Origin of the sequence: Martinezella multihospitum (assembly GCF_900094585.1) — a bacterium.
Classification (GTDB): Bacteria; Pseudomonadota; Alphaproteobacteria; order Rhizobiales; family Rhizobiaceae; genus Rhizobium; species Rhizobium multihospitium.
The window spans coordinates 306,056-316,593 of the sequence record NZ_FMAG01000001.1 but is presented as its reverse complement, the minus strand read 5'-3'; the positions used below and the strand labels follow the sequence as shown (position 1 = coordinate 316,593).

The following is a 10,538-nucleotide window of genomic DNA, read 5'->3' as shown; positions in this document are numbered from 1 at the left end:
GAGGTCAAAGGGAGGCGAGATGGCAGCAGGGGGGAGCATGCAGTTTCAGGAGCGTTTCGATCGGGCTTTCATGCCGCTCGAGCAATCGGTTGCAACCGCGCGCATCCCCGGCGGCGTGCTGGGCATGGTCGATCTCGATGGTATCAGGCAGGTTCGTGCCGTCGGCTCGGCGCAAAAGGTGCCTGCCGTCAGGCCGATGCTGGTCGATACCTGGTTCGATCTTGCGTCGCTTACCAAGGTCATTTTCACGACGCCGCGGATTCTTGCTCTGGCCGAGGCCGGTATCATCGATCTTGATGCTCCGTTGATCGAACTTCTGCCCGATCTGCGTCAGTATAGTGCCGAGGCATGGGAACGAAAGGTAACATTCCGCCAATGCCTCGGACATCAGACGCCATTCCCGGCGGTCGAGCCGATCTACACCTATGGTCGCGACCCCGACCTCCTGCGCAGCTTCATCCTGCAGCGCGAATGGCGCGCCGGCGCGCCTGTCTATTCCGATATCAACTTCATCCTGCTTGGCTTCGCGCTGGAGCGGCTTAGCAAAAAGACAATTCGCGCCATGGATCCGGGGCCGGGATTTGCCTTCTCCGCGCCGCCTGAATTGGCTGCTGCAACGGAAGACTGCACTTGGCGTCACCGTATGCTGTCGGGCGAGGTCCATGACGATAATTGTTCGGCGCTGCAGGGCGCCGGTCATGCCGGCCTGTTCGGAACGGCGGACGCAATCCTCGATTTTGCCAAAGGCCTGCTCGACGGCAGCGGCGCATCTGCACAGTCGATCGCCCTGATGCGGACACCTCTTTCGGCAACGCGCACCCATGGCTGGGAGCGACCCCACGACGGCTGGCACGGTGGCGCGCTCTGCTCGCCGGGCACGATCGGGCATACCGGCTTTACCGGTGTGGCCCTCTGGGTCGATTTCGATCGGGGCAGGGCCTGGACCTTGCTTACCAACCGCATTCATCCGACACGTCACTTCGATAGCGGCATTCTCGCGCTTCGCCAGGCCGTCAGCGATCTCGTCAACGCAGCATAGGAGCCTGACCATGGAACCAATCTGGGCAGTCGGTCTGATGACCGGAACCGTCCTCGACGGCAATATCGATGTTGCCATGCTGAAGACGGACGGTGAACGCGTCGAGGAATTCGGCCCCTATGTTCTGGCTCCCTACCCCAGCTGGATTCGGGAACTGCTGGAAGAGACGCTGCGGCAGGCACGCACATGGAATTTCGAGGGGCCTGAACCGGCGATCTTCAAGGCGGCCGAGGAGGCCTTGACGCGGGCTCAATCGGAAGCCGTGAAGGAGCTCGTCGAAAGCAACGGCATGACGATGGCCGATATCGGTGTCGTTGGCTTCCATGGCCAGACCGTGCTGCATCGCGCACCGCAGAAGGACAGGCTCGGGCAGACGCGCCAGCTTGGCGATGGCGAGCTGATGCGTTCGATCCTTGGCACCAAGGTCGCTTATGACTTCCGCTCGGCAGACATGCGCGCCGGCGGGCAGGGCGCACCGCTCGCGGCGGCCTATCATACCGCGCTGCTGCGCGGGGCGGGCGCTGCTGGCGAGGCGGCCATTCTCAACCTCGGCGGCGTTGCCAATGTCACCTGGTGGGACGGAGAGGGCAATTTCGTTGCTTTCGATACCGGCCCGGCCAATGCGCCACTCAATGATTTCATCAAATCCCACGGACTTGGCGAGATGGACCGCGACGGTGCGCTTGGACGTGCCGGCAAGGTAGATGAAGCGCGACTCGAGCGGTTGCTGCAGCATCCCTATCTCACGGCACCCTATCCGAAGTCGCTGGATCGTTTCGACTTCGGCGCCTCCATGGCCGATGGCCTCAGTCCGGAAGATGGCGCCGCCACGCTCTCGGCCTTTACGGCAAGCGCCGTCGGCAAGGCGCTGGACCTGCTGCCGCGCAGGCCGAGCAAGGTCGTCGTCAGCGGCGGCGGCCGGCACAATCCGACGATCATGTCGATGCTGAAGAGCAGGGCCGGCGTCGAGCCGATCTTTGCCGAAGACCTCGGCTGGCGCGGCGACGCTGTCGAGGCGGAGTGCTTTGCGTTTCTTGCTGTACGTGTTCTGCGCGGCCTGCCGATCAGCTTTCCCGGCACGACGGGCGTGCCGGCGCCGATGCGCGGCGGCTGCCTCGCGGAGTAGCAGCCTGCGCGCTGGCTATCGCTTCGGAGGTTTTCGCCTTTGTCCATCGATGCTATGAAGGGGCCGCGAATTTGCGATCTGTTGGTCTCGGACGGATATCGCTTAAATGGCAGGCAGGCATTATCGGGCAGGCTTCGTCGGCATCATCGTCGCTTTTGCGATCGCATTTGCCATTGACGGTGCTGCTTTCAGACCTGCGAGAGCCCAACCGGAATGGAGTGTCGCACCACCTGTTTGCATTTCCGGACCGCTGACGACGGAGACGGGTCAAACGCTGTGCCTGCGCAAGGACAGCTACAATCGCGATCTCTGCACGGCCATCGAATATTTCGCGCATGCCAACCATCTGCCGCCGGATTATCTGGCGCGGCTCGTCTGGCGCGAAAGCCTGTTTCGCTCCGATGCCGTCAGTCCCAAAGGCGCGCGCGGCATCGCGCAGTTCATGCCTGGAACGGCGAAGCTGCGTGGCGTGCGCGACAGCTATGATGCGCTAGAAGCGCTCGGCAAGGCGGCGACCTATCTTGATGAATTGCGCGATCGTTTCGGCAATTTGGGATTGGCTGCCGCTGCCTATAACGCCGGCGAAGCCGGTCTTGCCAATTTCCTGAATTCGGGTGGGCTTCCCTATGAGACGCGCAACTATGTGAGCGCGATCACTGCCCATAGTGTCGAGGAATGGCGCGATGATCCGCCCGATATAGCAGCTCCCGTACTGGATAAGAGCAGGCCGTTTGTCGATTCCTGCGTCGCGCTTGCGCAGAGCCGGCGCCTGAAACCCATTCCCTTGGAACAGGAGCGGCCGTGGGCGCCCTGGGGCGCGCAATTGGCCGAGCATTTTCAGTTGGATGCCGCTCGCCGCCTGTTTACCGCAAATATAAGAAAACTGCCGTCACCGCTGAATACGGAGAAGCCGTTGATCGTGCGGCAGCGCAATGCCGATTTCGGCCGTCGTGTCCGTTATGCGGCGCGCATTCCGCGGCAAACACGGGAGGAAGCGGATGCCGTTTGCACGCAGGTCCGGCAGCAGGGCGGCTCCTGTCTCGTCTTCAAGAACTAGCGTTGCGCATAGCTCCATCACGCTTTGTGATTGTTTGATTTTCTGTCGCCTGATTGTGCTTTACTCCCTGATGTCGCAAGCTTATTTCTTGTAAGCCCGGCCTTTGGGAGGAAGCCGTTTGGGTAGCCAAAGGAGCGTATGATGGCGCAAAAGCGTGAAGTCCCCGGTATTCGTCCCTATAACAGCCCCGCCGGCGGTTGGGGCGCGTTGAAAGCCACGGCCAATGCGGTGCGTGAGCAGATGGACATCACCGAGGCGCCTGGTCTTCTGCTGCGCACCAACAAGCCCACGGGCTTCGATTGCCCCGGCTGTGCCTGGCCCGACAAGGAGCACACCTCCACCTTCCAGTTCTGTGAAAACGGCGCCAAGGCCGTCACCTGGGAAGCGACGAACAAGCGCGTGACGCCGGAATTCTTCGCCGAACATACAGTCAGCGAGCTTCTGACCTGGAGCGACTACGAACTGGAGAATTCCGGCCGACTGACCCATCCGATGGTCTACGACCGGGCATCCGATACCTATCAGCCAATTGCCTGGGAAGACGCCTTTGCCCGCATCGGCGAGGTCATGCGGAGCCAGCCCGATCCGGATATGGTCGAATTTTACACCTCCGGCCGTGCTTCCAACGAGGCGGCCTTCCTCTTCCAGATCTTTGCCCGCGAATACGGCACCAACAATTTTCCCGACTGCTCGAACATGTGCCACGAGGCGACAAGCGTCGGCCTGCCGCAATCGATCGGCATCGGCAAGGGCACCGTCTCGCTCGACGACTTCGATGAATGCGATCTGATCATCTCCATGGGGCACAATCCCGGCACCAATCATCCGCGCATGATGGGAACGCTGCATGAATGCTCGCGCCGCGGCGTGCCGATCATCGTCTTCAACCCGCTGAAGGAGCGGGCGCTGGAGCGTTTCACCGATCCGCAGGATCCGATCGAGATGGGAACCTTCGGCTCTACGCGGATCGCCTCATCCTATTATCAAGTCAAGATCGGTGGCGATGCCGCCGCGCTGAAGGGCATCATGAAAGCGGTTCTGGCGCTGGCCGAAACGTCGCCAGACGTTCTCGATCATGCCTTCATCGCTGAACACACCACTGGCTTCGATACTCTTGTTGCCGATATCAAACAGACTGAGTGGACCGATATCGAGCGGGTCTCTGGTCTTGCCCGCGCCGATCTGGAGCGGGTGGCCGCTGTTTATGCGAAGTCGAAGGCAACGATCGTCGCCTATGGCATGGGCATCACCCAGCATGCCAAGGGAACGGCCAATGTCCAGCAGATCGCCAATCTCTTGTTGCTGCGCGGCAATTTCGGCAGGCCGGGCGCCGGCATTTGCCCGCTGCGCGGCCATTCCAACGTGCAGGGCAATCGTACCGTCGGGATCACCGAGAAGCCGACGCCAGCCCTGATCGAAGGCATCGAACGGGCGTTCGGCTTCACGTCGCCGGCCCATCATGGTCATGATGCCGTTGCCGCCATGCAGGCAATGGCAGAGGGACGTTCGAAAGTGTTGCTCTGCCTCGGCGGCAACTTCTCGATCGCGCTTCCCGATCCGGCGCTGTGCGCCGAGGCGATGCGCAAGCTCGATCTTGCTGTCCATATGAACACCAAGCTCAATCGCTCCAATCTCTTGATCGGTAAGGAATCCTTCCTGTTCCCCGTGCTTGGCCGTACCGAGCAGGACATTCAGGCGACCGGCGCTCAATCGGTGACGATCGAGGATTCGATGTCGATGGTGCATGCCTCGCGCGGTCGGCTGAAGCCGGCCTCCGATCAGCTGCGTTCCGAGCCTGCTATCGTTGCCGCGATGGCGCAGGCGACCCTGCCGAATAGCAAGGTCGCCTGGATGGAGCTCATCACCGACTATGATCTGATCCGCGACAAGATCGAAATCGTCTATCCGGATTTCGCCGACTACAATGAGCGTATCCGCGTGCCGGGTGGCTTCCGCCTTCCCATCGGGCCGACGGAGCGTGTCTGGAAGACACCGTCCGGCAAGGCGGAGTTCAAGCTCTTTGATGGTCTGAACGAAGACATCTCGCTTTCGGATAAGAGCATCCTCAAACTCGCGACGATCCGCAGCCATGACCAGTACAACACGACCATCTATGGCCTGGACGACCGCTATCGCGGCGTATTCGGCCGTCGTGACGTGCTGTTCATGAACGACAAGGACCTGCGTGCCAATGGACTGGAACACGGGGATCTCGTCGAGATCGAGACGGCGCTTCCTTCGGGGGCCAAGCGATTGCTGCAGTTGACGGCGATTTCCTACGATATTTCGGAGGGCTCTGTCGCCGCCTATTATCCCGAAGCGAACTGCCTGATCCCGCTCGACTATCAGGACAAGGAAAGCGGCACGCCATCCTACAAGTCCATTCCGGTCCACATCAGCAAGGCGGCTTGATATCAACCTTCTTACGCAAGCGAACTACCGCAACCTTCCTCCCTGCTTGTCGAAATAGCGCCGCCGCTCGGGCGGGCAATGCAGATGGAGCGTGTCGCCGCGCTCGATCTGCGGTCCGTCGCGATATTCGGCAATGATAGGCTGACCGTCCTCTGTCTGGCAGTAGAGATAACGCGTACCGCCCAGATATTCGGTGACGTCGACCGTGACCTGCACGGAATCGTCCGCATTTGACGCAACGACGAAATGTTCGGGGCGCATGCCAAGCAGGATCTTTTCTCCCGCCGATGGCTTAGTGTGTGCAAGGTCGACCTTGATGCCAGTGTTTCCGACCTTCGCCGTCCGGTCATCGGACCAAGTAGCTTCGATCATGTTCATCCTCGGCGAGCCGATGAAGCCGGCCACGAAACTGTTGGCCGGATCCTCATAGACTTCGCGCGGGCTGCCGACTTGCTCGATCCGGCCATCTCTCAGCACGACGATCTTGTCGGCGAGCGTCATAGCCTCGGTCTGGTCGTGGGTGACATAGATCATCGTATTGCCGAGTTCGCGATGCAGTCGGGCGATTTCGATGCGCATGGAAACGCGCAGTTCCGCATCGAGATTGGAGAGCGGCTCGTCGAAGAGAAAGACATCCGGCTCGCGAACGATGGCACGGCCAATGGCGACACGCTGGCGCTGGCCGCCGGAGAGCTGTCCTGGGCGGCGGTCCAAGAGATGATCGATCTTGAGGATCGCCGCGGCGGAACGCACGCGCCTTTCGATTTCGGATGCGTCGGTCCGCGCCATTTTCAGGCCGAAACCGAGATTGTCGCGAACGCTCATATGCGGATAGAGCGCATAGGACTGGAAGACCATGGCGATGCCGCGCTCGGACGGGTCGAGATCGGTAACGTCCCGGCCCTTGATGGCGATTTCGCCGTCGGTGACCTCCTCCAGTCCGGCAATCATGCGCAGCAGCGTGGACTTGCCGCAGCCGGAGGGGCCGACGAAGACGACGAAGGCGCCTTCCGGTATGTCGAGGTCGATGCCATGTATGACCTCCAGCCCGCCGAAGCTCTTGCGGACGCCGGTCAGGCGCATTCCCTTCTTCGTCATGTCAGGCTCCGTGACGCAACTGGTCGGCGCGGACCCAGACGAGCATTTCGCCGGGCTCGCGGTTGTCCCAGAGATGATAGGGGACGAAACGGGCTGTAGAAGGGGTGCCCTTCGGCGGTGTCGTCCGATAGAGATCGGAGCCCCAGTCGGCCGTCTCGCGCGTGACGGCGACATCGAGCGCGACCGCCCCTTCCAGCGCGGCGATTTCTGTCGTTTTGGCCGATGCCGGATTGCTGGAAAGCGAAATGCCGTTGAGATCGTGACCGTTATCCGTGGTCTCGACGCAATAGACAAGCGGCCCGCGCATCAGGGCAGCACGCCCGGCGTCCTGGCGGACTTTCGGGTTGGCAAACAGCGTGCGGGGGATGAGCGGAAGGGTGAGGTCGACATGGTCGCCCGCCTGCCACTCCCGCTCAATACGGGCGTAGCCATCAACGGTGATCGGTGCCAGATCGACCGGCGCACCATTGATTGCAAGCGTCGCGCCATCGGCCCATTCGGGAATACGCAGCGACAGCGCAAATTTGGCGGCGCGATCGGGGCTAACGTCGAAGCGGATTGCGCCGTCCCAAGGATAACGTGTCGTCTGGGAAAGCTGCACCGTCAGGCCGCCGGCGAGCGGCACACGGGCCTTGCTCTCGCCGTAGAGATGGACGGCGATCTCGTTGTCGGCGGCCGCATACATGTAGGAGCCGACGGAGGCGAGCAGGCGCGCGATGTTCGGCGGGCAGCAAGGGCAATGGTGCCAGGTCCAGCGATGATGCTTGCCGGCGCTTTCCAGCGGATTTTCGTAGAAGAAGGTCTTGCCGTCCTGCGACAGGCCCGCCATGGCACCGTTATAGAGCGCCACTTCCATGATGTCGGCATAGCGGCGGTTCGGTCCGCGGCCGAGCATGCGATTGGCCCAGAAGACCAGACCGACAGAGGCGCAGGTCTCGGCGTAGGCGCTTTCGTTCGGTAGATCGTAATAGTCGGTAAAGCCCTCATTGGAGGCCGCCGGCCCGATGCCGCCGGTCACATACATCTGCTTGGTCGTCAGATCGTCCCAGAGTGCTTCGAGTGCGGCGGTCAGCGTATCGTCATTATATTCGGTGGCGATATCGGCCATGCCGGAATAGAGGTACATGGCGCGCACGGCATGGCCGACGACCTTCGCCTGGTCGCGCACCGGCAAGTGCGATTGGCTGTATTCATAGGTCTTCTGTACGAAATTCTTGGGGTCGCGGCCGTCGCGAAGCGCTTCATCGGTGAAAAAATGCGGTTCCTGGCCGCGCTCGTCGATGAAGTATTTGGCGAGATCGAGGTACTTCTTCTCGCCAGTGACGCGAGCGAGCTTGACGAGCGCGAGCTCCACTTCCTCATGGCCGCAATAGCCGCGCAGCTGGCCCTCGTCATGGCCGAAGACGGTGATCATGTAATCGGCAAAGCGGCTCATGATGTCGAGCAGCTTGCGCTTGCCCGTTGCCTGGTAATAGGCGACGGCCGCCTCGATCAGATGGCCGGCGCAATAAAGTTCGTGATGATCGCGCAGATTCGTCCAGCGGCGGCCGGGCTGGACGCGCTGGAACCACGCGTTCAGATAGCCATCCTTCTCCTGCATCCTTTCATACATGTCGATGATGGCATCCGCACGCGCTTCCAGCTCCGCATTGGGGCGGCGATAGAGGGAATAGGCGATGGTTTCGATCGATTTACCGAGGTCGCTGTCCCAGAACATCTGTGTGGAGCCCGACCATGTCTGCAGTGGAATGACGATGCCAGGGCTTGGTTGGTCGACGTCGATGGCCTTGATCATGCCGGCCTCGACGCAACGGTCGAGCAGCGTCGTTGCGGTGGAATTGCAGATGGCATCCTGGCGGGCGCCGAAAAGGCCAGCGAGCTCGACATTCGGAACGGGCAGGGGGCGAAACTGGCGGTTTTGCTTGTCAGACATGGCTTTGATCCTTGCTTAAAGGGTTATTTCACCGCGCCGGCCATCAGCCCGCGCATATAGTAGCGTTGCAGAAGCAGAAAGACGATGACGCAGGGGATGGTCATGACGGCGATGCCGGCCTGGACCGCACCCCAGTTGACGGCGCCGAGGCGGCCGGTCCTGACGGCGATCATCAGCACCGGCAGGGTGAATTTCTCGTTGCTCGACAGGAGCACCAGGGCCGCCAGGAACTCGTTCCAGGCATTGAGGAAGGCAAAGATCGCAACGGTCGCAACACCCGGCAGTACCAGTGGGAAGAGGACGCGGAACAGCAGTTTCAAATCGCGCGCGCCGTCGATACGCGCGGCCTCCTCGATTTCCTTCGGCACGGCGTCAAAGGCATTGCGCATCATGAAGACCGAAAAGGGAAGCTGCAGCGTTACATAGACGAGCGTCAGCCCAATCAGCGAATTGTTGAGGCCGAGCCTCGCCAGAATGATGAAGAGCGGCGTCAGGATCGACTGAAAGGGGATCATCAGCGTCGCGATGATCAGGATGAAGAGCGCGCCCTTGAAGGGGAAATGATAGCGCGAGAAGCCATAGCCGGCGAGCAGGCTGACGATGACGGTCAGAAGCACGGTTGCGACCGAGACGAAAAGCGAGTTCAGCGTATGCTGCACCACGCCGGCGCCGAAGCCGTCGAGCGAGCGATAGGCATCGAAGCTGAAGCCGGTCGTCGGCCATGGCGGCAGTGGTGGAAGGCTCGCCTCGGTTCCATGCCGGAACGACGACAGCAGTGCGATGGCGAATGGTGCGAAGAAGAAGATGACGATGATGACGCCGATGCCGTGATAGCCGATGCCATCTAAGAGCTTGCGCCTTGCGCGGCGTTCCTTTGCCGTAGTTGTGGTTTGGGTCATGGCTTGTCCTCCCCGACGCGCAGCAGCCAGAGCTGGACGATGCTGATCAGCACCAGGATGACGAGGAGGGCGATCGAGAGCGCCGCGCCATAGCCGAGGTTGAAGGACACGAAGGACTGGTTGAAGATGTAATAGACGACGGAAATCATGCGGTTTTGCGGGCCGCCTGATGTCATGATGTAGAATTGGTCGAAGGCAAGCACCGAGCCGGTAATGGATATGATCAGCGCGAGCGCGATCGTGCGGCGCATCAGTGGCAGGGTCAGATGCCGGAAGCGCTGCCAGCGCTTGGCGCCATCGATCCGGGCGGCCTCGGTCAGCTCGGAAGGGATTGCCTGCAGGCCGGTCAGCAGAATGATCATGGTGAAGCCAGCGATCTTCCAGACCACCATGACGATGATTGTTGCGAATGCCATGTCGAAATCGGCAAGCAGGTTCGGCCTCTTGTCGACGAGGCCAAGCGCCAGCGCGACCGGCGCGAAGAAGCCGGCGTCAACATTGGCAAGCCAGACCCAGAGCAGCGACGCCGTCGCCAGCCCGACAACGACGGGAAGGAAGATGATCGTCCGGTAGAAGCCGACGAAGGGCCGATGCTTTTCCACGAAGAAGGCGAGCGGAAAGGCGACTGCGAAGATCGCAATGGTGACGACGACGGTGTAATAGGCGGTGAAGCGCAGGGCTGCCATGAAGCGCATGTCGGAGACCATGCGGATATAATTGCCGAAGCCGATCCAGCGCGGATTGCCGAGCAATGGCCAGTTGTGGAAGCTCATCCAAAAGGTAAAGACCACCGGCAGGACGAAGAAGACGATAACGAGCGCCATGGCCGGCGCGATATAGAGAAACCCGTGCCAACTGGCACGCCGTCGCCGTTTTCGCGGACGCGCGGTTGCGATAGCTCCAGGGCCGGCCATGGAATGCTCCCGATATTGCGATGGAGGAACCGGGGAGCACAAAGCTCCCCGGCGCGGGTG

The 10,538-nt window shown here is 61.2% G+C and carries 8 protein-coding genes; 4 read left to right on the top strand and 4 right to left on the bottom strand.

Going from position 1 to position 10,538, the window contains the following annotated elements:
• Nucleotides 1-19: 19 nt before the first annotated feature.
• The 4 genes from GA0061103_RS01395 to GA0061103_RS01380 all read left to right on the top strand — a co-directional run bounded on the left by GA0061103_RS01395 (nt 20) and on the right by GA0061103_RS01380 (nt 5,634).
• Nucleotides 20-1,039, top strand: coding sequence for a serine hydrolase domain-containing protein (locus GA0061103_RS01395; RefSeq protein ID WP_092706379.1), 1,020 nt, complete (start codon nt 20-22; stop codon nt 1,037-1,039).
• Between the two features lie 10 nt (nt 1,040-1,049).
• Complete coding sequence (locus tag GA0061103_RS01390; RefSeq protein ID WP_092706377.1) at nt 1,050-2,165, top strand: anhydro-N-acetylmuramic acid kinase; 1,116 nt, start codon at nt 1,050-1,052, stop codon at nt 2,163-2,165.
• A 106-nt stretch (nt 2,166-2,271) separates the two neighbouring features.
• A complete protein-coding gene (locus GA0061103_RS01385) occupies nt 2,272-3,222 on the top strand; it encodes a lytic transglycosylase domain-containing protein (protein WP_092706375.1) in 951 nt (316 codons plus the stop codon).
• A 141-nt stretch (nt 3,223-3,363) separates the two neighbouring features.
• Nucleotides 3,364-5,634 (top strand): FdhF/YdeP family oxidoreductase, encoded by a 2,271-nt coding sequence (locus GA0061103_RS01380; RefSeq protein WP_092708500.1) that lies wholly within the window; start codon nt 3,364-3,366, stop codon nt 5,632-5,634.
• Between the two features lie 24 nt (nt 5,635-5,658).
• Here the strand turns inward: GA0061103_RS01380 and GA0061103_RS01375 are convergent, their stop codons facing one another.
• Genes GA0061103_RS01375 through GA0061103_RS01360 form a run of 4 tightly spaced genes read right to left on the bottom strand, consistent with a single transcriptional unit; the run spans nt 5,659 to nt 10,478 of the window.
• On the bottom strand, nt 5,659-6,732 hold the full coding sequence (locus GA0061103_RS01375; protein WP_092706373.1) for an ABC transporter ATP-binding protein: 1,074 nt from the start codon (nt 6,730-6,732) through the stop codon (nt 5,659-5,661).
• Nucleotide 6,733: 1 nt separating this feature from the next.
• On the bottom strand, nt 6,734-8,665 hold the full coding sequence (locus tag GA0061103_RS01370; protein WP_092706371.1) for a glycoside hydrolase family 127 protein: 1,932 nt from the start codon (nt 8,663-8,665) through the stop codon (nt 6,734-6,736).
• Nucleotides 8,666-8,688: 23 nt separating this feature from the next.
• Nucleotides 8,689-9,564, bottom strand: coding sequence for a carbohydrate ABC transporter permease (locus tag GA0061103_RS01365; RefSeq protein ID WP_092706369.1), 876 nt, complete (start codon nt 9,562-9,564; stop codon nt 8,689-8,691).
• Nucleotides 9,561-10,478 carry a carbohydrate ABC transporter permease gene (locus GA0061103_RS01360; RefSeq protein WP_092706367.1) on the bottom strand — a complete coding sequence of 306 codons (918 nt, stop codon included), beginning with the start codon at nt 10,476-10,478 and terminating at the stop codon, nt 9,561-9,563. Before GA0061103_RS01360 ends, GA0061103_RS01365 begins: the two co-directional genes overlap by 4 nt.
• Nucleotides 10,479-10,538 lie beyond the last annotated feature (60 nt).